Genomic DNA, 19,670 nt, shown 5'->3' on the forward strand with positions numbered 1-19,670 from the left:
GGTCCGGCGCGAGCCGGTCAGCCGGCCCGCCGGATCACACCCATCCGCTGGGTGGCCCGGGTCAGTGCCACGTACAGGTCGTTGACCCCGTGCGCGGCACCGGCCCGGATGCCGTCCGGGTCGACCACCAGGACCGTGTCGAACTCCAGGCCCTTGGCCTGCCGCGGGTCGAGCAGCACCACCGGCCGGGTGAGGTCCGGCGCCGCCCCGTACGCCGCCTCGGGCAGCGCGGCGCGCAGGGCGGCGTGCAGCTCCTCGGGCGCGATCACGGCGAGCCGCCCCTCCGGGCGCAGTTCGGCGGCGACCGCGTCGGCGGTCTCCTTGACCGGGTCCTCGACGGTACGGTCCCAGGGCTCGGCGCCCGTGGAGCGCACCGAGCTCGGCGGCTCGAAGCCCGGGTCGGACTCGCGGCGCACGGCGGCGGCCACCGCCATGATCTCGGCCGGGGTGCGGTAGTTGACGCCCAGCCTGACCAGCTCCCAGCGGTCGTCCACGTACGGCCCGAGGATGTCCCGCCAGTCGCCGACGCCCGCCGGGTCGCCGGTCTGGGCCGGGTCGCCGACCAGGGTCATCGAGCGGGTCGGGCTGCGCCGCATGAGCAGCCGCCACAGCATCGCGGACAGCTCCTGCGCCTCGTCGACGATGATGTGGCCGAAGGCCCAGGTGCGGTCGGCGGCGGCGCGTTCGGCGGCGCTGCGGTGGTCGGCCTCCTCGTGGCGTTCGGCGAACCGCTCGGCGTCGATGATGTCGTGCGCGGACAGCACCTCGGAGGCGTCCTTGTCGAGCTCCTCCTTGTCCTCGAACTCGTAGGTGCGCGAGGCGAACGAGACGTCGAGGACGCCCTGCGCGTACGCGATCCGCTTCTGCCGTTCGGCCTCCTCGGCGGCCCGGGCGGCGGAGTCGTCCGCGCCGAGGAGTTCGGCGGCCTCGTCGAGCAGCGGCACGTCGCCGGAGGTCCAGGGGCCGCCGGTGCGGCGGATCGCCGCCTCGTCCGCCGGGTCGAGGTGGGCGGGCTCGGCGAGGTAGTCGGCGAGGAACGCCTGCGGGGTGAGCGCGGGCCACAGGGTGTCGAGGGCGGCGTGCACCTCGGGGTTGGCGGCGACGCCCTTGGCGAGCAGGGCGCGGTCGTCGGGGCCGAGGAAGTTGGGGCCGCCGTAGGGGTCGGCGCCGATCCGGTCGGCGAGCTGCTCGGCGAGCGCGTCGAGGATGTGGAAGACGAAGTAGGGGCGGGCCAGGTTGTGCGGCAGGAAGGTCTCGCGGGCCTTGTGCCGGGCCTCCAGGGCCATGTCCCAGTCGATGCGCAGCTCGCCGTCCTCGTGCGGCACGAGCAGCGGCGCGCCGCGCTCGGGCACCTGCTGCCGGTCGGCGACGGCCTTGGCGAGCGCCTCGGCCATCCGGGCGGCGCCCTTGACGGCGGCGGCCCGGGGGGTGTCGGTGCCGGTGGCGCGGACGCCGGGGAACAGCTCGCCGGGGGTGGCGAGCAGGACGCCGGTCTCGCCGAGCGAGGGCAGCACATTGCCGATGTAGCCGAGGAAGGCGGGGTTGGGGCCGACGATCAGGACGGCGCGCCGGGCGAGCTGCTCGCGGTGGGCGTACAGGAGGTAGGCGGCGCGGTGCAGGGCGACGGCGGTCTTGCCGGTGCCGGGGCCGCCCTCGACGACGAGGACACCGCGGTGCGGGGAGCGGATGATGGCGTCCTGCTCGGCCTGGATGGTCTGCACGATGTCGTGCATCCGGCCGGTGCGGGCGGCGTCGAGCGCGGCGAGCAGCACCTCGTCGGCGTCGCGGTTCTCGTGCCCGGTGCGGGTGCCGTCGCGCAGGTCGAGCACCTCGTCGTGGAGCGAGACGACCTCGCGGCCGCGGGTGGTGAGGTGCCGGCGGCGGCGCAGCCCCATCGGCTCGTACCCGGTGGCGAGGTAGAACGGCCGGGCGACCTCGGCGCGCCAGTCGACGACCAGCGGGGTGCGCCGCTCGTCGTCGGCGCGGATGCCGAGGCGCCCGATGTGGTGGTCCCGTCCGTCCCGGAACACCAGCCGCCCGAAGCAGAGCCCGGTCTCCCCGGCGTTCAGCGCGGCGAGCAGCCCGGACTGCTCGGCCACCACCACGTCCCGCTCCAGGCGCGCCTGGGCGCTGCCCTCCCCCGGCGTGGCGAGCGCGTCGGCGACGCCCGCCTCGGCCTGGTCCCGCAGGTCGTCGAGTCGTGCGTAGAGCTCGGTGATGAATTCCTGTTCTTTCCGAAATTCTTCGGTTGACAATTCGACTCCCGGCGCGATACAGTGCGTTTGTTGAACTGCTTCGTGTCTTTTGTTTTTCCAGACACGGAACCCAACAATATACGCGAGTTTTCACCCCGACTTCAATTTACCGGTCGGGGTATTTTTGTGCCCGCTGACGGACCCCGCGCGAAAAGCGGCTGACACCGGGCGGGACGGCCGCCTAGGGTGTGCCCCATGAAGCGCGCTGTGCAGGTCGACACGACGACGTCGGTGAGGTCCCCGGCGCGCTGACAGCTGTCTTTGTCCGAAGCCCCGGGGCGGTCGCCCCGGGGCTTCGGCGTTTTCTCGTGGCGGTCCGCTCCGGCGATCCACGAGGAGTGACCATGCGGGTACGCGAGAATGCCGGGCAGGCCGACCACCGCAGGCTCGGCCGAGAGCTCGGCCTTTTCGACACCGATCCGCTGATCGGGGCCGGACTGCCGTTCTGGCTGCCGGACGGCGGCGCGGTGCGGCACGCCCTGGAGGAGTACGTACGGGAGGCGGAGCGGCGGGCCGGGTACCGGCACGTGTACTCGCCGGTGCTCGGGAAACGGGAGCTGTACGAGATCTCCGGGCACTGGGCGCACTACCAGGACGACATGTTCCCGCCGCTGGAGGTCGGCGGCGAGCAGTTCGTGCTGCGGCCCAGCCTCTGCCCGCACCACGCCGTGATGTTCCGCTCCCGCCCGCACAGCTACCGCGAACTCCCGCTGCGGATGGCCGAGCTGGGCGGCATGTACCGGTCCGAGCTGTCCGGGGTGCTCGGCGGGCTGACCCGGGTCCGGGCGATCCAGCTCAACGACGCCCACATCTTCTGCACCCTCGACCAGGTCGCCGAGGAGGCCGCCGGGGCCCTGGAGCTGATCCGGCGGGCGCACGCGGCGATGGGCATCGAGGCCGTCCGGTACCGGCTCTCGCTGCCCGGGCCCGGCGGCAAGTACGTGGCCGCGCCGGAGAAGTGGGAGCGGGCGACCGCGCTGCTCCGGCAGGTCCTGGACGCGTCCGGGCTCGGCTACGAGGAGGCGCCGGGCGAGGCCGCGTTCTACGGGCCGAAGATCGATGTGCAGGTGGCCGACGCGGCGGGCCGCGAGTCGACCCTGTCCACCGTCCAGGTCGACTTCCACCAGCCCGAGCAGTTCGGCCTTGAGTACATCGGTCCTGACGGCGCCCGGCACCGCCCGGTGATGATCCACCGCTCGGTCGTCGGCAGCGTCGAACGGGCCGTCGCCCACCTCATCGAACGGCACGCCGGCGCCTTCCCGGCCTGGCTCGCCCCGGTCCAGGCCATCGTCCTGCCCCTCTCCGACGCCGAACACCCGGCCGCCGCCGAACTCGCCGCCCGCTGCACCGCCCTCGGCCTGCGCGCCGAGGTCGCGGGCCCCGAGCACGGCAGCCTCGGCGCCCGGATCCGGGCCGCCCGGCTCGTCCCGTACCAGCTCGTCCTCGGCCCGAAGGAGGCCGCCGCGGCCGAGGTCGCGGTCCGGCTGCGCGACGGCCGCCGCCCGGGCCCGCTCCCGGCCGGGGCGGTCCTGGACCGGATCCGGGCGGCGGTGGCGGCGCATGCGGCGGAGCTGTGGCCGGAGGGGGTTGCGGACTAGCTCCGGTCCGCCGCCTTGGCCGCCGCCGACTCCTCGAACAGTGGGGCCAGGGCGGCCAGGAGGCGCGGGCCGAGGGCCGGGTCGGGGTGGTCGCTCTCCTCGATCGCGTCGGCGAACATCCCCGCGTGCAGCGGTTCGTCGTACGAGCCCGGCCACTCGTCGGCCTCCCGCAGCACCCGCTCCAGGAGGTCGAGCGGCACCGGGAACCGCTCGGCGAGCAGCACCGCGTCGTACAGGTCCTTGCCCTGCGGGTACATGTCGCAGGACACCCAGAGGAGTTTCCAGGCGAGGGACAGCTCCGGGCTCGCCGCCGCGACCACCACGCCCGCGACCTCCACCGGCACCGCGGGCCGCGGCAGCCGCTCCTGGAAGACCAGGTCGATCTGGACCTGCCCGCCGGGCAGGCCCGGCACGGTCCACGGGACGGCCAGGCGCAGGCCCGGCACCCGCTCGTAGGTCCAGATGTACTCGGCGACCGCGTCGGCCGCCACGAACGCGAGCCCGTCCGCGCCGTGCGCGCGGGCCTCCTGCTCGGCGGCCCGCGCGATGCCGTCGAGCAGCTGCTCGGTGCGCGGCTCGTCGATCCGCCAGGTGTCGGGCACCACGACGAAGTCGATGTCCTTGGGCGGCCGGGCGGCCGCCCCGAACCACGCGGACATCAGCATGCTGCCGCGCAGCACCAGCGCGTCCGCCCACGGCGACTTCGCCACCGCCGCGAGCACCAGGTCGAGGGCGTGCCGCCGGGCGGTCTGCCAGCGGGCCCGCAGCGCCGGGTCCGTGACCACGCCGTCGGTGGGGCCGTACGCCGCGTCGAAGTGTTTGAGGGCGGGGTCGAACTCCCGGTGGCGGCGGGCCGCCTGGCCGAGTCCCGCGGTCAGCGTGCGCGGCGGCCCGTCCTTCCGGCGGGCCCACTGCTCGCGGGTCTCCTCGCTCCCGCCCGGCAGCGCACCCGGCACCCTGTTCCCACTCATCGCACGGCCTCCTCGTCCGGCCGGCCCTGATCGAGCCAGCCCTCGTCCACCGACAGATCACTGTCCGAGAGCACCCGTTCGCGCTCCTCGGAGAGGATCGCGTGGCCCGCCGCCCGCAGGCCCGCCACCAGCGCGTCGCACGCCAGGGACGCGGCCGGGGCCGGGCCCGGGTGCCGCTGGGTGACGAAGCGTTCGTGCCGGGCGTCCGGGCCCGGCAGCACCCGGCGCGGGTTCCAGGAGAGATGGGCGCCGTGCGGGACCACCAGGTCCTCGAGCGCGGCCCGGTCGAAGTCGGCGGGCAGCGCCAGCTTGAGGTGGTGCTCGAAGTAGCCGCCGCCGGGGCCCGCGGGCTCGGTGCTCCACGGCACCGTCTCGACCTTCACCCGGACCGGCTCGAACCCGGCCGCCCGCAGCCCCGCCACGACCGCCGGGTGTCCGGTGCGGTCGGGCAGCGTGAGCATCGGCTGGACCGGGGTCCGGCCCCGGGCCAGGACGATCGTGGTGAGCTTCAACGACCGGCCGGCCGCCCACACGGCCAGCCGGCCGTGCTCCTCCTCGGTCCGGCAACGGACCGTCACATGCGTCTCGTACACCTGAACGAGTATGCCGACGGGGTACGGCGGCCCGCGCCGCATTTTCCCCGCCCCGGCCGCTCAGCCCCGGGCCCCTGGCGGCTCCCCTCAGCTCAGGTCGGACAGCTCCTCCAGGAGCCGCCGCTTCGACCGGGCGCCCACCATCGACCGCACCGGCTCGCCGTCCCGGAACACCAGCAGGGTCGGCATCGCGAGGATCCCGTACCGGCTCACGGTCGCCGGATTGGTGTCCGCGTCGATCTGGAGCACGGTGAGCCGCCCCGCCTCCTCCTCGGCGACCGCGCTGAGCACCGGGGCCAGCTGGCGGCACGGCGGGCACCAGTCGGCGGTGAACTCCACCAGGACCGGCAGCTCCGCGCCGAGCACCCGCGCCTCGAAGTCCGCGTCGGTGACCTCGGCCACGCCCTTCGCCTTGATCATGTGTCTCGCCCTCCCGTTCGACCCGTTTCCACGGGTCCGTCCGTGTGCGTCAGTTCGCAGCGCGGCTCGGGGCCGCCCGCCTGCTCGGCCTCGGCGCGCAGCAGTTGCGCGCCGACCTGGGCGCGGATGCCCTGGAGCTGGTCGATCAGACCGTCGAGCTCGGCGAGCTTGCGGCGGTAGACGTCGAGCGACGCGGGGCAGGCGTCGCCCGCCGGGTGGCCCGCCCGCAGACAGTCCACGAACGGCCTGGTCTCCTCCAGCTCGAACCCGAAGTCCTGCAGGGTCCTGATCTGCTGGAGCAGCCGCAGGTCGGCCTCGTCGTAGGTGCGGTACCCGTTCTCCGTACGCCGAGCGGAGAGCAGTCCACGGGACTCGTAGTAGCGCAGAGTCCGCGTGGTGGTGCCCGCCCGCTCGGCCAGCTCGCCGATGCGCATGTCCCCGAACGTACGCCTTGACGTCGGCGTCAGGGCAAGCGCGGACCGGGCGGCAGCAGCGGCTTGCGCTCCACCGGCGAGGTCAGCACGATCGAGGTGGTGGTGCGGCCGAGCGCGGAGGTCTGCTCCAGGATCTCCTCCAGGTGCACGGTGTCGGTCACCGCGACCTTGAGGATCCAGCAGTCCTCGCCGACCACGTGGTGCGCCTCGCGGACCTCGGGGCGGTCGAGGAGTTCCAGGGTGCGGGGGTGCTTCAGGGTGTAGCCGCCGTGCGGGTCGACCCGGATGAACGCCTGGATGCCGTAGCCGAGCCGGTTGGCGGAGACCAGGGCGCCGTAGCCGGTGATCGCGCCGCAGTTCTCCAGGCGGCGCACCCGCTCGGTGACGGCGGCCGGGCTGAGGTTCACCCGGCGGCCGAGCTCGCTGAGCTTGATCCGTCCGTCGCTCTGCAGCAGCTCCAGGATCTGCCGGTCGATGGGGTCGAATCCACCCGAACCGACCCCTGCCGAGGTTTCGACGGCGCCCAGCCGCGTGGACCGAGGTTCCTTCGGCGGAACGGCGCGGACTCCCATGTTTCCCCCTTCGTCGGATGGCGCGCCACCGTAACACTGGTGGTCATGGAGAACGACGGGGAAAGCGGCGGGGAGAACGGCATGGACATTCTGGTCATCGGCGGCAGCCGCTACTTCGGGAAGCGGCTGATCACCCGGCTGCTGACGGCCGGCCACCGGGTCACCGTCCTCAACCGCGGCTCCGCCCCCGCCCCCACGGGCACCGAGGCCCTGGTCGCCGACCGCGACGACGAGCGGGCGCTGGAGCGGGCGGTCGCCGGGCGCACCTTCGACGTCGTGGTGGACCAGGTCTGCTACACCCCGCGCCAGGCGGACATCGCCCGCCGGGTGTTCACGGGCCGGACCCGGCGCTATGTGATGACGTCGACGGTGGAGGTGTACGGCGACCTGGACTCGCCCGGCGCGGCGGTGGCCGAGTCCGCCGTGGACCCGGCGGCCGTGCCGGTCGACCTCGGACTGCCGTGGGAGGACCCGGAGTTCCGGGACGCGCACTACGGGGAGGGCAAGCGGCAGGCGGAGGCGGTGTTCGCGGCGGCTGGGCCGGGACTGCCCGTGCTGCCCTGGGTGTCGGTGCGGGTGGCGCACGTCATCGGCGGCGCCGACGACTTCACCGGCCGGGTCGAGCACTACGCGCGGCGGATCCGGGCGGGCGAGCCGGTCGCGGTGCCGCCGGTGAACCGTCCGGCGACCTATGTGTACGTGGAGGAGATCGCCGCTTTCCTGGCCTGGGCGGCCGGGGCGGAGTTCACCGGGCCGGTGAACGCGCACTCCCACGGGGAGCTGACGACGGCGGAGATCTGCGCGGCGGTCCAGGAGACGACCGGCGGCTCCGTGGAGTTCCGGGAGACCACGACCGACGAGCTGTCGCCGTTCTCCTTCGCCCGCGCCTACGCGATGGACAACTCCCGCGCCGAGAGCCTCGGTTTCCGGTTCTCGAACGCCTCGGACTGGCTGCGGACGGCCGTCGCCGAGACCCTCGGCCGTGACGGCGACCTGGGCGGGGCGGCGTGATGCGGACCCGGCTGATCGGCGACGTCGAGGTGACCGCGATCGGGCTCGGCGCGATGCCGTTGTCGATCGAGGGGCACCCGGACGAGGCCCGCGCGCTCGCCACCGTGCACGCCGCCCTGGACGCGGGGGTGACGCTGCTCGACACCGCCGACTCCTACCACCCGCCGGGCGGCCCGGCCGGTGCGAACGAGGTCCTGGTGGCCCGCGCCCTCGCCGGGTACGGCGGCGACCGCGACGCCGTCCTGGTCGCGACCAAGGGCGGGCGCGGGCGGTCCGCCGACGGCGGCTGGACGGTCGACGGGCGGCCACGTCCTGCCGATCCCGGGCGCGAGCCGCCCCGAGACGGCCCGCGACTCCGCCGCGGCGGCGGGGCTCGACCTGACCCCGGAGGAGCTGGCGGAGCTGGGGGCGTAGGCCGTCAGGCCCGTACGACACGGGCACCCGTCCCGTACGACGGCGGACGCCCCCGGTCCGGCTCATGACCAGGGGGCGTCGGCGTACGAACTCCGGGACGGACTTCGGCGTACGGACTTCGGTGTACGGACTTCGGTGTACAGGTCAGACGGCGGCGCGGGCCTTGTCCGCGTCGCCCTCGGCACCCTCGGCACCCTCGGTGCGCTGGTCCGGGACCGCCGGGGCGCCGTGGCCGTCGTCGACCAGGGTGGTCTCGTCGAACGGGACCCGGCCCGCGAGGACCTCGGTGACGCGGTCCTTGTCGATCTCCTTGGTCCAGGTGCCGACCAGGACGGTGGCGACCGCGTTGCCCGCGAAGTTGGTCAGGGCGCGGGCCTCGCTCATGAAGCGGTCGATGCCGACGATCAGGCCGACGCCGTCGACCAGTTCGGGGCGGTGCGACTGGAGGCCGCCGGCCAGGGTGGCGAGACCGGCGCCGGTGACGCCCGCCGCGCCCTTGGAGGCGATGATCATGAAGACCAGGAGGGAGATCTGCTCGCCCACCGACAGCGGCTTGCCCATCGCCTCGGCGACGAACAGCGAGGACATCGTCAGGTAGATGGCGGTGCCGTCGAGGTTGAAGGAGTAGCCGGTCGGGACGGTGATGCCGACCACCGGCTTGGAGACGCCGAGGTGCTCCATCTTCGCGATCAGGCGCGGCAGCGCCGACTCGGACGACGAGGTCGACAGGATCAGCAGGAACTCGCGGCCCAGGTACTTCAGGAGCGCCAGGATGTTGATGCCCGCGACCAGCCGGAGCAGCGCGCCGAGCACCACGAAGACGAACAGCGCGCAGGTGATGTAGAAGCCGATCATGATGACGGCGAGCGACTTCAGGGCGTCCATGCCGGTCGCGCCGACCACGGCGGCGATCGCGCCGAACGCGCCGACCGGCGCCGCCCACATGATCATCGCGAGGATGCGGAAGACCAGGCGCTGGATGTGCCCGATGCCGCGCAGCACCGGCTCCCCTGCCGAACCCATGGCCTGCAGCGCGAAGCCCGCGAGCAGCGCGACCAGGAGGGTCTGCAGCACCTCGCCCTCGGTGAAGGCGGAGACGATGGTCTTCGGGATGATGCCGAGGAGGAAGTCGACGGTGCCCTCGCTGGCGCCCGCGGCCTGCTTGGCACCGGCCTCGGCGACGTCCTTGGTGAGATGGAGGCTGGAGCCGGGCTCCAGGATGTTGCCGACGACCAGGCCGATGGCGAGGGCGACGGTCGACATGACCAGGAAGTAGCCGAGGGCGAGCCCGCCCACCGCGCCGACCTTGGCGGCCTTGCGGACCGAGCCGACGCCGAGCACGATCGTGCAGAAGATGATCGGCGAGATCATCATCTTGATCAGATTGACGAAGCCGGTGCCGAGCGGCTTCAGCTCGACGGCGACGCCCGGCGCCAGGAACCCGACGGCGATGCCGAGCAGGACGGCGCCGATCACGGCCAGATACAGATAATGGGTGCGGTCCCGGCGTGCGGCCACGGGGTCCTCCTCGTACTCGGATGTCCACGTCCCTGTGGATCCCCGCGACTATCCACCAGACTGTGACCCGGGTCACCCTTGCGTACGTTTCGTTCACGGCCGAAGCGTCCGGGCGCGCCCCGGTTTCGGTAGCGGAACGATTCGGTCAGCCGGGTGCGGCCGTACGGATCCGGCCAGGCAGACTGTCCCGCATGTCTTTCCGCCTCCCCCGCCCCCGCAGCCTCGCGGGCCAGCTCTTCGCCATGCAGGTCGTGCTGGTGGCGGCCATCGTCGTGGGCTGCGCCGTGTTCGCGTACGTGACGGACCGGGCCCAGGCGGAGGAGACCGCGCGGCGGCAGTCGACCGCGACCGCGACCGCCGTCGCCGACTCCCCCGGTGTCGTCGCCGCGGCCCGCGCGGCGGCCACCACCGACCCGACAGCGGCGCTCCAGCCGTACGCGGAGGCGCTGCGGCGCGACGCGGGCGTCAGCTATGTGGTGATCATGGCGCCGGACGGCACCCGGTGGACCCACCCGGAGCCGGAGCAGATCGGCCGCACCTACCTCGGGCACATCGACCGGGCGGTGCGCGGCGAGACCTTCTCGGAGACCCACCTCGGCGTCCTCGGCCCCTCGGTGCGCACGGTCGCGCCGGTCTTCGACGGGCCCGACAGGCGCCGGGTGATCGCCCTGGTCAGCTCGGGCATCACCATCGAGCGGATCAGCCAGCAGATGCGCGAGCAGGTGACGGCGCTGCTCCTGGTGGCGGGCGCGGCGCTCGCGCTCGGCGGCGCGGGCACGTACGTGATCAACGCCCGGCTGCGCCGCCACACCAAGGGCCTGAACGCCACCCAGCTCAGCCGGCTGCACGACTACCACGAGGCCGCGCTGCACGCGGTGTCCGAGGGTCTGGTGATGCTGGACGGGCAGCGCAGGATCGCGCTGATCAACGACGGCGCCCGGCAGCTCCTCGGCGTCGCCTACGGCGAGGACGTGGTGGGCCGCCCGGCGGCCGGGCTCGGGCTGCCCGCGGCGCTGACCGGGGCGCTGCTCTCCAGCGAGCCCCGGGTGGACGAGCTGCACCTGACCGACGAGCGGGTGCTCGTGGTCAACACCCGCCCGGTGGTGGGCGGGGAGCACCGGGGCACCGTGGTGACCCTGCGGGACCGCACCGAACTCCAGGCGCTCTCCGGCGAGCTGGACTCGGAGCGTGGCTTCACCGAGGCGCTGCGCTCGCAGGCGCACGAGGCGGCGAACCGGCTGCACACGGTGGTGTCGCTGATCGAACTGGGCCGGGTGGACGAGGCGGTGGGCTTCGCGACGGCCGAACTGGAGCTGGCGCAGGCGCTGACCGACCGGGTGGTGACGGCGGTCGCCGAGCCGGTGCTCGCCGCGCTGCTGCTCGGCAAGGCGGCGCAGGCCAACGAGCGGGGCGTGGAGCTGGTGCTCACCGAGGACAGCCGGATCGACGACGGGGTGCTGCCGGTGTCGCTGCCCTCGCGCGATCTGGTGACGATCCTCGGCAATCTGGTCGACAACGCGGTGGAGGCGGCGAACCCGCTGGCGGACCCGGCGCTCGACCCGGTTGCCGACCCCTCGGTCGATCCGCCGGTCGATCCGTCGGCCGATCCGCTGACCGAGGGGCCCGAGGGCGCCCGGGTGACGGTGACCGCGCTCGCCGAGGACGGTGAGCTGCTGATCCAGGTCGGCGACAGCGGTCCGGGGGTGCGGGTGGAGGACCGGTTCGCGGTGCTCGACCGCGGCTGGTCGACCCGGGGACAGGGCCGGGGCCTCGGCCTCGCCCTGGTGCAGCAGGCGGTGAAGCGGGCGTCGGGCACCCTGACGGTGGCCGAATCCCCGCTGGGCGGCGCCGAGTTCACCGTACGGCTGCCGCTCGGCGGCCCGGCCCGGGTGCCGGTGGCGCGGGCGGAGCCGGTCACCGGGCTGGTCACCGGTCTGGTCACGGGCCTCGCGGCCGGGGCGGGAGCCCGGGCGGCGGCGCGCGGTGCCGTCGAACCGGGCGGGCCGCGAGGACGTGAAGGTGAACGGGACGGTGACGGCGGGACGGCCGCCGCGACGGAGGTGCGCGCATGAGCGGGAATCGGCCCGTGAGGGACATCCGGGTGCTGGTCGTCGAGGACGACCCGGTCGCCGCCGACGCGCACGCGCTGTACGCCGGGCGGGTGCGCGGCTTCACCGTCGTGGGGGTCGCGCACTCGCGCGCCGAGGCGGTACGGCTGCTCGACCGCACCCCGGTCGATCTGCTGCTGCTCGACCTCTATCTCCCCGACGGCCACGGCCTGCAGCTGCTGCGGGCGCTGCGCGCGGCCGGGCACGGGGCGGACGTGATCGCGGTGACCTCGGCGCGCGATCTGGCGATCGTGCGGGAGGGCGTGTCGCTCGGGGTGGTGCAGTACGTGCTCAAGCCCTTCGCGTTCGCCACCCTGCGGGACCGGCTGGTGCGGTACGCGGAGTTCCGGGCGTCGGCCGGTGAGGCGTCCGGGCAGGACGAGGTGGACCGGGCGCTCGCCACGCTGCGCGCCCCGCAGCCCGCCGCGCTGCCGAAGGGGCTGAGCGGGCCGACCCTCGAAGCGGTCACCCGTTCGCTGCGGGCGGCGCCGGACGGGCTCACGGCGACGGAGGCGGGCACCACGGTCGGCATCTCGCGGATCACCGCGCGCCGCTATCTTGAACATCTGGTGACCGCGGGCCGGGCTGCCCGGGCCCCGCAGTACGGTCAGATCGGCCGCCCGGAGCTGCAGTACCGCTGGCTCGGCGCGGCCCCCGCGCCCGGCGCCACCGGCTGAGCGGGTGGCCCACCCGCCCGGCGGGCCACCGGCGCCCGGACGGCGGAACCGACCGTCGGCGGTTACCTGCCGGTTCCCACGTTCCCACGAACCAAGGCGTTGGGTGAACGCACCGTAGCCAGGAGTCACCCTCCGCTTCTACCGTGGCCGCGTGCACCAACCCTCCCCACCCTTCAACGCCCTGGCCGCGCGCCGCCTGCGCGAAGCGCTCGGCATGGCCCCCGGTCATGTGGCGTACGGGCTGCACGCCCAGTACGGCCTGCCGGTACCGCCCGAGACCGTGATCGCCTGGGAACGCGGCCGGGCCGCCCCGACCGCGCAGGAGCTCACGGCGCTCGCCGGGGTGCTGTGGTGCTCCCCCGCCGAACTCCTGGTGGCCGCCTCGACGTTGCGCGAGCACCGGATCGCCCGCGGCCTCGCGCCGGAGGACCTGGCCCGGCGGACCGGGCTCGAACCCCGCGCGTACCTGCGGATGGAGGAGTCGGGCGAGTGGCGCGGCAACGAGCGGCAGACCGCCGCGCTCGCCGCGGCGCTCGGGCTCGGGCCGCGCGCGCTGCTCACCGCGACCGGCGGCGACGCCAAGCTGTCCGGGCTGCTGCGGGACGCGGCGACCACCCGCTGGCAGGCGTACGTGAAACCGGTGGTGAAGCTGCTCCCGCTGCCCCGGCCCGCGGTGGAGGACGCGTTGCAGCGGCTGCACACCGACTACCACGGCCGGATGGCGGCGACCAGCAGCTGGGGCGCCTCGGGGGCGACGGGCGACGAGGGCCGGGCGTACCTGGACGAGATCATCGACCACTTCTGGACGGCGGTCGGAGCCGAGGGCTGAGGGCCGGGGCCGAGGGCTGACCGGCCGGGCACCCCCGGGTGCTACCTGCGGTCGAAGGAGAACAGCTGGCCCGCCGCGTCGGCGGCGCACGGGGCCAGGGCCAGCGGGGTCCAGGCGGCGGCGCGGTCGCCGGTGACGGTGACGCAGCGCTCGGGGCCGAGGGGGCCGGTGGCGGATCCGGCCGGGGCGATCCGGTAGCCGGTGACGGGGCTGCCGTACGGCACCAGGGTGAAGCGTTCGATCCGGGTGGCGTCGCCGCACTCGGAGTCCTCGAGCGCGGCGTCGGGTATCCGGCCGCCGGAGGGTACGCCGGAGCAGCCGGGGCCGAAGTCGGGGTGCTCGGTGTCGATCCGCCACTGGTCGCCGGGGAGGCGGCGCAGCGTGTAGCGGGGCAGGTCGGCGACCGCGCAGGAGCGCTGGAGGACCTGTCCCGACCGGCTGCCGGGCCGTTCGCCCAGGCACAGTCCGGGTCCGACGACCCGGATCCGCACCGGTCCTTCGGCCGGGGCGGTGAGGTGCGGGGGCCTGGCGCGGCCGGCGGGCGGGGTGTCGTCGCGGACGTACGCGACGACGCTGACGGTGGCGAGCACGAGCGCGGTGACGCCCACGGCGCCGACCAGGGCGCGGTGCAGCCGGGTGCGGGCCCCGCCGCCGGACCCAGGTCCGGCCGGACGGCCCGCCGGATCGGGGTCCTCGGGCCCGCCGGTCCCGGGCGCGACGGCCCTCGGCCACACCGTCGGCGACGGACCCACGGCCGGGTCGCCGGGCCCCGCCCCGTCCGGACCCGGACGGTCCGGCTCCGCACCACCCGGTCCCGTACCGCCTGACTCCGCACCGTCCGGCTCCGCACCGTCCGGCTCCGCGCCGCCCGGGTCCGGCGCGTCCTCCTGCTGCCATGCGACCGCCCCCGCCTCCCGCTCGGCCACCGCCCCGCCCCGGGCCGCGAGCCTGCCGCGCACCGCCTCCCAGTCGGCGGCCCGCTCCGGGCCCAGGCCGCAGGCGCGGACGAAGACGGCGAGGAGTTCGGGGCGCGGCAGGGTGGGGCGGGTCAGCATGGTGGCGACGGTGGAGCGGGGCAGCACCTCGCCGAGGGCGGCGGCGCGGGCGGCGAGTTCGCGGTAGGTGAGGCCCGACCAGTTCTTGAGCCGTTGGAGGCGGACGACGAACTCGGCCGGGTCGCGCGCCTCGCCCGGGTCGGGAGCCGTCTCAGCCCTGGTCGTCACGCCGGTCCCCCCGCTCGGTCGTGTCCCGGACATGTCCGGGACAGGCTCCAGCCTTGTTGATCGCGCGGCGGGGCTCAAGCATGGATTCGGCCCCGATCGTCCACGGGGGGACGATCGGGGCCGCTGGGGTCCTGCGGGGTGCCGAGGGCGGGTCAGGAGGGGTACGGGCCGGGGCGCGGCCGGGACAACTCGGGACGGAGGTCCCGTGTCGCCGGGACCTTCGGCCGTGTCGTACGACCACCGCCGCCGACCCGCCGGTCGGGTCAGAAGACCGACTCGGCCTCGCGCATCCGGTCCGCGGGCACGGTCTTCAGCTGGGTGACGGCCTCGGCGAGCGGGACCATCTCGATGTCGGTGCCGCGCAGCGCGGTCATGTTGCCGAACTCGCCGCGGTGCACGGCCTCGACGGCGTACCAGCCGAAGCGGGTGGCGAGCACCCGGTCGTACGCGGTGGGGGTGCCGCCGCGCTGGACGTGGCCGAGGATGACCGGGCGGGCCTCCTTGCCGAGGCGGCGCTCCAGCTCGTACGCGAGGGCGGTGCCGATGCCCTGGAAGCGCTCGTGGCCGAACTGGTCGATGGCGCCCTTGCCGTAGTCCATGGTGCCCTCGGCGGGGTGGGCGCCCTCGGCGACGCAGATGACGGCGAACTTCTTGCCGCGCGCGAACCGCTCCTCGACCATCTTGACCAGGTCGGCCGGGTCGAAGGGGCGCTCGGGCAGGCAGATGCCGTGGGCGCCGCCGGCCATGCCGGACTCAAGCGCGATCCAGCCGGCGTGACGGCCCATCACCTCGACGACCATGACCCGCTGGTGGGACTCGGCGGTGGTCTTGAGCCGGTCCATCGCCTCGGTGGCCACGCCGACGGCGGTGTCGAAGCCGAAGGTGCGGTCGGTGGAGGAGATGTCGTTGTCGATCGTCTTGGGGACGCCGACGACCGGGATGCCCGCCTCGGACAGCATCCGGGCGGCGGTCAGGGTGCCTTCGCCGCCGATCGGGATGAGGGCGTCGAAGCCGCTCTTGTCGACCAGCTCGCGGGCGTTGTCGATGGCCGCGCGGAACCGGTCGCGCTCCAGGCGGGAGGAACCGAGGATGGTGCCGCCGCGGGCCAGGATGCCGCTGACGGCGTTGAGGTCGAGGGGGCGGTAACGCCCGTCGAGGAGTCCGGCGTAGCCGTCCTCGAAGCCGATGACCTCGTCGCCGTAGTGCGTCACGGCCCGGTGCACGATCGACCGGATCACCGCGTTGAGGCCAGGACAGTCGCCGCCCGCTGTCAGTACTCCGATGCGCATCGTGCTGTTTCTCCTGCTCGGTAGTGGTACGTGTGAGCCGCGTCGATTCTCACACGGTCGGCGGTGCGGGCGCGCTCGCTGCTGCTCCGCGCGTCGCCCGCCCGTGGGCCTTCCCGGGCCTTTGGTCCCACCCTGACAGGCCCTTCGTCCAGCGGGCGTCGTAACCATCCACAGGGGTATTGTCAAGAGGGCATTGCCGCCCTATCGGTGCTTTCTTCGCACGCCAGGTTGACGTCACATCCGGCCGGGACCGTGCGGCGCCGTCAGGCGGACAGATGCGGGCATACGTAGAGATGCGGGCATTCGAACATTCGGACAGGAGACCACGGCGTGACGCGCAGCGTGTACGTGACCGGGATCGACCGCGGTGACGGCCGCCAGGTCGTCGAGCTGGGAGTCATGGAGCTCCTCACCCGCCAGGTGGACCGGGTGGGAGTGTTCCGCCCGCTGGTGCACGACGGCCCCGACCGGCTGTTCGACCTGCTGCGCAGCCGCTACCGGCTGACCCAGGACGCGGCCTCGGTGTACGGCATGGACTACCACGAGGCATCGGCGCTCCAGGCCGAGCAGGGCACCGACGAGCTGGTCTCCCGGCTCGTCGACCGCTTCCACGCGGTGGCCCGCGACTACGAGGTGGTGCTGGTCCTCGGCACCGACTTCGCGGGCACCCAGCTGCCCGACGAGCTGGCGCTCAACGCCCGGCTCGCCAACGAGTTCGGCGCCTCGGTGATCCCGGTGGTCGGCGGCAAGGGCCAGACGGCCGAATCGGTGCGCGCCGAGGCCCGCAACGCCTTCCGCGCCTACGACGGGCTCGGCTGCGACGTGCTCGCCATGGTGGTCAACCGGGTGGCGGGCGACGACCGGGAGGTCATCGCCGAGCGGCTGACCGCCCGGCTGCCGGTGCCCTGCTACGTGCTGCCCGACGAGCCCGCGCTGGCGGCGCCGACGGTCGCCCAGATCACCCACGCGCTCGGCGCCTCGGTGGTGCTCGGCGACGACGCGGGGCTCGCGCGCGACGCCCTCGACTTCGTCTTCGGCGGCGCCATGCTGCCGAACTTCCTCAACGCCCTGACCCCGGGCTGCCTCGTCGTCACCCCCGGCGACCGGGCCGACCTGGTGGTCGGCGCGCTCGCCGCGCACTCGGCCGGCACCCCGCCGATCGCCGGGGTGCTGCTCACCCTCAACGAGCGCCCCAGCGACGAGATCCTCACCCTGGCCGCCCGGCTCGCGCCCGGCACCCCGGTGATCTCGGTGCCCGGCAACAGCTTCCCGACCGCCGCCGAACTCTTCGCCCTCGAAGGCAAGCTGAACGCGGCGACGCCCCGCAAGGCGGAGACCGCGCTTGGCCTGTTCGAGCGGCACGTCGACTCCGCCGACCTGCTCAAGCGGCTCTCGGTGGACCGCAGCGGCCGGGTCACCCCGATGATGTTCGAGCACGAGCTCCTTGAGCAGGCCCGCGCCGACCGGCGCCGGGTGGTGCTCCCCGAGGGCACCGAGGAGAGGGTGCTGCGCGCCGCCGATGTGCTGCTGCGCCGTGACGTGTGCGACCTGACACTGCTCGGCGACGTCGAGCAGATCCGCAAGAAGGCCGCCGACCTGGGCGTGAACCTGGGCCAGACCCAGCTGATCGACCCGCAGACCTCGGAGCTGCGCGACGCGTTCGCCGAGAAGTACGCGCGGCTGCGCGCCCACAAGGGCGTCACCGTGGAGCTGGCGTACGACGTGGTGTCGGACGTCAACTACTTCGGCACCCTGATGGTCGAGGAGGGCCTCGCCGACGGCATGGTCTCCGGCTCGGTGCACTCCACCGCGGCGACCATCCGCCCCGCCTTCGAGATCATCAAGACCAAGCCGGACGCTTCCATCGTCTCCTCGGTCTTCTTCATGTGCCTCGCCGACAAGGTGCTCGTGTACGGCGACTGCGCGGTCAACCCGGACCCCAACGCCGAGCAGCTCGCCGACATCGCCGTGCAGTCGGCGGCCACCGCCGCCCGCTTCGGCGTCGAGCCGCGGATCGCGATGCTCTCGTACTCCACCGGCACCTCGGGCTCCGGCGCCGACGTCGACAAGGTGCGCGAGGCCACCAAGCTGGTCCGGGAGAGCCACCCCGAGCTGCGCATCGAGGGCCCGATCCAGTACGACGCGGCCGTCGAGCCCTCGGTGGCGGCGACCAAGCTGCCCGGCTCGGAGGTGGCGGGCCAGGCCAGCGTGCTGATCTTCCCCGACCTCAACACCGGCAACAACACCTACAAGGCCGTGCAGCGTTCGGCCGGCGCGGTCGCCGTCGGACCGGTCCTGCAGGGCCTGAACAAGCCCGTGAACGACCTCTCGCGCGGCGCGCTCGTCAGCGACATCGTGAACACCGTCGCCATCACGGCGATCCAGTCCCAGGTCCCCGCACAGGGTCAGGAGCTCCCCGCATGACCACCCCCCACCCCGCCGCCGACCCGGCCGGCACCGGCGCCCCCAGCCGTGTCCTCGTCCTCAACTCCGGCTCGTCGTCGGTGAAGTACCAGCTGCTCGACATGAAGGACGGCGGCCGGCTCGCGGTCGGCCTGGTGGAGCGGATCGGCGAGGACACCTCGCGCCTGGTGCACACCCCGCTGCTCGGCGGCGGCGGCGAGAAGCGGGAGCAGACCGGCCCGATCGCCGACCACGCGGCGGCCCTGAAGGCGGTGGCCGCGGAGCTGGCCGCCGACGGTCTCGGCCTCGACTCCCCCGAACTGGCCGCGATCGGCCACCGGGTGGTGCACGGCGGGATGCGGTTCACCGCGCCCACCGTGATCGACGAGGAGGTGCTCGCGGAGATCGAGCGGCTGGTGCCGGTGGCCCCGCTGCACAACCCGGCGAACCTCACCGGCATCCGTACGGCGATGGCGCTGCGCCCCGACCTGCCCCAGGTCGCGGTCTTCGACACCGCCTTCCACACCACGATGCCGGAGGCGGCGGCGCGGTACGCGATCGACGTGGAGACGGCGGACGCGCACCGGATCCGCCGCTACGGCTTCCACGGCACCTCGCACGCGTACGTCTCGCGGGAGACGGCGAAGCTGCTCGGCCGGGAGCCCGAGGAGGTGAACGTGATCGTGCTGCACCTCGGCAACGGGGCCTCCGCCTCGGCGGTGGCGGGCGGCCGGTGCGTCGACACCTCGATGGGCCTCACCCCGCTGGAGGGCCTCGTCATGGGCACCCGCTCCGGCGACGTCGACCCGGCGGTCACCTTCCACCTCAAGCGGGTGGCGGGCATGTCGGTCGACGAGATCGACGTGCTGCTCAACAAGAGGTCGGGACTCGTCGGGCTGTGCGGCGACAACGACATGCGGGAGATCCGGCGCCGGGTCGAGGAGGGTGACGAGAAGGCCGTCCTCGCCTTCGACGTCTACATCCACCGGCTGAAGAAGTACATCGGCGCCTACTACGCGGTCCTCGGCCGGGTGGACGCGGTGGCCTTCACGGCCGGGGTCGGCGAGAACGCCGCCGCCGTACGGGAAGCTGCCATCGCGGGCCTGGAGGAGCTGGGCCTCGCGGTGGACGCCGAACTCAACGCGGTCCGGTCCGACGAGGCCCGGATCGTCTCGCCGGAGTACGCGCGGGTGGCGGTGGCCGTCGTACCGACCGACGAGGAGCTGGAGATCGCGCGGCAGAGCTACGCGCTGGTGCGGGGCGAGCAGGGGGCCTGAGCCCCGGGGCGTTCGCCGGCCGGACCGGCAGTCCGGTCGACACTCGGAGAAGTGAACGCCTGAGCACCACCCCGCCCA

General features: G+C 73.9%; 16 protein-coding genes and 1 pseudogene. 8 read left to right on the forward strand and 9 right to left on the reverse strand.

The genetic code is table 11. The features are described 5' to 3' along the window. Positions 1 to 17: 17 nt before the first annotated feature. Positions 18 to 2,255 (reverse strand): HelD family protein, encoded by a 2,238-nt coding sequence (locus ACIPXM_RS24440; protein WP_401658945.1) that lies wholly within the window; start codon positions 2,253 to 2,255, stop codon positions 18 to 20. Between the two features lie 344 nt (positions 2,256 to 2,599). On the opposite strand from ACIPXM_RS24440, the gene thrS reads away from it, so the two are divergent. Beyond that, entirely contained in the window at positions 2,600 to 3,853 is a 1,254-nt protein-coding gene (gene thrS / locus ACIPXM_RS24445) for a threonine--tRNA ligase (protein WP_401658948.1), read from the forward strand. On the opposite strand, the gene ACIPXM_RS24450 is transcribed toward thrS, so the two are convergent. The 5 genes from ACIPXM_RS24450 to ACIPXM_RS24470 form a co-directional block, all read right to left on the reverse strand. Then, entirely contained in the window at positions 3,850 to 4,824 is a 975-nt protein-coding gene (locus tag ACIPXM_RS24450; protein WP_401658951.1) for a nucleotidyl transferase AbiEii/AbiGii toxin family protein, read from the reverse strand. The genes thrS and ACIPXM_RS24450 overlap by 4 nt on opposite strands. After that, positions 4,821 to 5,417 (reverse strand): hypothetical protein, encoded by a 597-nt coding sequence (locus ACIPXM_RS24455; protein ID WP_401658954.1) that lies wholly within the window; start codon positions 5,415 to 5,417, stop codon positions 4,821 to 4,823. The genes ACIPXM_RS24450 and ACIPXM_RS24455 overlap by 4 nt, the downstream gene beginning before the upstream one ends. An 87-nt stretch (positions 5,418 to 5,504) precedes the next feature. Beyond that, positions 5,505 to 5,837 carry a thioredoxin family protein gene (locus tag ACIPXM_RS24460; RefSeq protein WP_401658957.1) on the reverse strand — a complete coding sequence of 111 codons (333 nt, stop codon included), beginning with the start codon at positions 5,835 to 5,837 and terminating at the stop codon, positions 5,505 to 5,507. Then, a complete protein-coding gene (locus ACIPXM_RS24465; protein WP_401658960.1) occupies positions 5,834 to 6,271 on the reverse strand; it encodes a MerR family transcriptional regulator in 438 nt (145 codons plus the stop codon). The genes ACIPXM_RS24460 and ACIPXM_RS24465 overlap by 4 nt, the downstream gene beginning before the upstream one ends. Positions 6,272 to 6,300: 29 nt before the next feature. After that, complete coding sequence (locus tag ACIPXM_RS24470; protein WP_401658962.1) at positions 6,301 to 6,843, reverse strand: Lrp/AsnC family transcriptional regulator; 543 nt, start codon at positions 6,841 to 6,843, stop codon at positions 6,301 to 6,303. 45 nt (positions 6,844 to 6,888) lie between these two features. Here ACIPXM_RS24470 and ACIPXM_RS24475 point away from each other — a divergent pair, with 45 nt between their 5' ends. Then, on the forward strand, positions 6,889 to 7,854 hold the full coding sequence (locus ACIPXM_RS24475) for an NAD-dependent epimerase/dehydratase family protein (RefSeq protein ID WP_401658964.1): 966 nt from the start codon (positions 6,889 to 6,891) through the stop codon (positions 7,852 to 7,854). Then, a pseudogene (locus ACIPXM_RS24480) lies at positions 7,854 to 8,162 on the forward strand (aldo/keto reductase); the annotation flags it as partial. The gene ACIPXM_RS24475 and the pseudogene ACIPXM_RS24480, both read left to right, overlap by 1 nt. Positions 8,163 to 8,412: 250 nt before the next feature. On the opposite strand, the gene ACIPXM_RS24485 reads toward ACIPXM_RS24480, so the two are convergent. Next, complete coding sequence (locus ACIPXM_RS24485; protein ID WP_401658967.1) at positions 8,413 to 9,786, reverse strand: cation:dicarboxylate symporter family transporter; 1,374 nt, start codon at positions 9,784 to 9,786, stop codon at positions 8,413 to 8,415. A 191-nt stretch (positions 9,787 to 9,977) separates the two neighbouring features. Here ACIPXM_RS24485 and ACIPXM_RS24490 point away from each other — a divergent pair, with 191 nt between their 5' ends. The 3 genes from ACIPXM_RS24490 (at position 9,978) to ACIPXM_RS24500 (ending at position 13,400) form a co-directional block, all read left to right on the forward strand. Beyond that, positions 9,978 to 11,858 carry an ATP-binding protein gene (locus ACIPXM_RS24490; protein WP_401658969.1) on the forward strand — a complete coding sequence of 627 codons (1,881 nt, stop codon included), beginning with the start codon at positions 9,978 to 9,980 and terminating at the stop codon, positions 11,856 to 11,858. Continuing rightward, positions 11,855 to 12,571, forward strand: coding sequence for a response regulator (locus tag ACIPXM_RS24495; protein ID WP_401658972.1), 717 nt, complete (start codon positions 11,855 to 11,857; stop codon positions 12,569 to 12,571). The genes ACIPXM_RS24490 and ACIPXM_RS24495 overlap by 4 nt, the downstream gene beginning before the upstream one ends. 214 nt (positions 12,572 to 12,785) lie before the next feature. Then, positions 12,786 to 13,400 carry an XRE family transcriptional regulator gene (locus ACIPXM_RS24500; protein WP_401659179.1) on the forward strand — a complete coding sequence of 205 codons (615 nt, stop codon included), beginning with the start codon at positions 12,786 to 12,788 and terminating at the stop codon, positions 13,398 to 13,400. A 41-nt stretch (positions 13,401 to 13,441) separates the two neighbouring features. Here the strand turns inward: ACIPXM_RS24500 and ACIPXM_RS24505 are convergent, their stop codons facing one another. Both ACIPXM_RS24505 and ACIPXM_RS24510 read right to left on the reverse strand, forming a co-directional pair. Beyond that, complete coding sequence (locus ACIPXM_RS24505; RefSeq protein ID WP_401658975.1) at positions 13,442 to 14,623, reverse strand: helix-turn-helix domain-containing protein; 1,182 nt, start codon at positions 14,621 to 14,623, stop codon at positions 13,442 to 13,444. A 263-nt stretch (positions 14,624 to 14,886) separates the two neighbouring features. Continuing rightward, the gene (locus ACIPXM_RS24510; RefSeq protein WP_401658978.1) at positions 14,887 to 15,912 is read right to left on the reverse strand and encodes a 6-phosphofructokinase; all 1,026 of its coding nucleotides are present in this window, start codon (positions 15,910 to 15,912) and stop codon (positions 14,887 to 14,889) included. A gap of 330 nt (positions 15,913 to 16,242) precedes the next feature. Here ACIPXM_RS24510 and pta point away from each other — a divergent pair, with 330 nt between their 5' ends. Then, complete coding sequence (gene pta / locus ACIPXM_RS24515; protein WP_401658981.1) at positions 16,243 to 18,336, forward strand: phosphate acetyltransferase; 2,094 nt, start codon at positions 16,243 to 16,245, stop codon at positions 18,334 to 18,336. Continuing rightward, positions 18,333 to 19,592, forward strand: a complete 1,260-nt coding sequence (locus ACIPXM_RS24520) for an acetate kinase (RefSeq protein ID WP_401658984.1) — start codon at positions 18,333 to 18,335, stop codon at positions 19,590 to 19,592. The genes pta and ACIPXM_RS24520 overlap by 4 nt, the downstream gene beginning before the upstream one ends. The last annotated feature ends 78 nt before the right edge of the window (positions 19,593 to 19,670 follow it).

This window comes from Streptomyces sp. NPDC090025 (assembly GCF_044748125.1).
In the GTDB taxonomy this organism is placed as follows: Bacteria; Actinomycetota; Actinomycetes; order Streptomycetales; family Streptomycetaceae; genus Streptomyces.

What these genes read in the sequence shown, in the direction of transcription:
- ACIPXM_RS24475 (WP_401658964.1), top strand. Translation starts at nt 6,889, where the DNA reads ATGGAGAACGACGGGGAAAGCGGCGGGGAGAACGGCATGGACATTCTG.
- ACIPXM_RS24500 (WP_401659179.1), top strand. Translation starts at nt 12,786, where the DNA reads ATGGCCCCCGGTCATGTGGCGTACGGGCTGCACGCCCAGTACGGCCTG.
- ACIPXM_RS24490 (WP_401658969.1), top strand. Translation starts at nt 9,978, where the DNA reads ATGTCTTTCCGCCTCCCCCGCCCCCGCAGCCTCGCGGGCCAGCTCTTC.
- ACIPXM_RS24470 (WP_401658962.1), bottom strand. Translation starts at nt 6,843, where the DNA reads ATGGGAGTCCGCGCCGTTCCGCCGAAGGAACCTCGGTCCACGCGGCTG.
- ACIPXM_RS24460 (WP_401658957.1), bottom strand. Translation starts at nt 5,837, where the DNA reads ATGATCAAGGCGAAGGGCGTGGCCGAGGTCACCGACGCGGACTTCGAG.
- ACIPXM_RS24520 (WP_401658984.1), top strand. Translation starts at nt 18,333, where the DNA reads ATGACCACCCCCCACCCCGCCGCCGACCCGGCCGGCACCGGCGCCCCC.
- thrS (WP_401658948.1), top strand. Translation starts at nt 2,600, where the DNA reads ATGCGGGTACGCGAGAATGCCGGGCAGGCCGACCACCGCAGGCTCGGC.
- ACIPXM_RS24510 (WP_401658978.1), bottom strand. Translation starts at nt 15,912, where the DNA reads ATGCGCATCGGAGTACTGACAGCGGGCGGCGACTGTCCTGGCCTCAAC.
- ACIPXM_RS24465 (WP_401658960.1), bottom strand. Translation starts at nt 6,271, where the DNA reads ATGCGCATCGGCGAGCTGGCCGAGCGGGCGGGCACCACCACGCGGACT.
- ACIPXM_RS24495 (WP_401658972.1), top strand. Translation starts at nt 11,855, where the DNA reads ATGAGCGGGAATCGGCCCGTGAGGGACATCCGGGTGCTGGTCGTCGAG.
- ACIPXM_RS24450 (WP_401658951.1), bottom strand. Translation starts at nt 4,824, where the DNA reads ATGAGTGGGAACAGGGTGCCGGGTGCGCTGCCGGGCGGGAGCGAGGAG.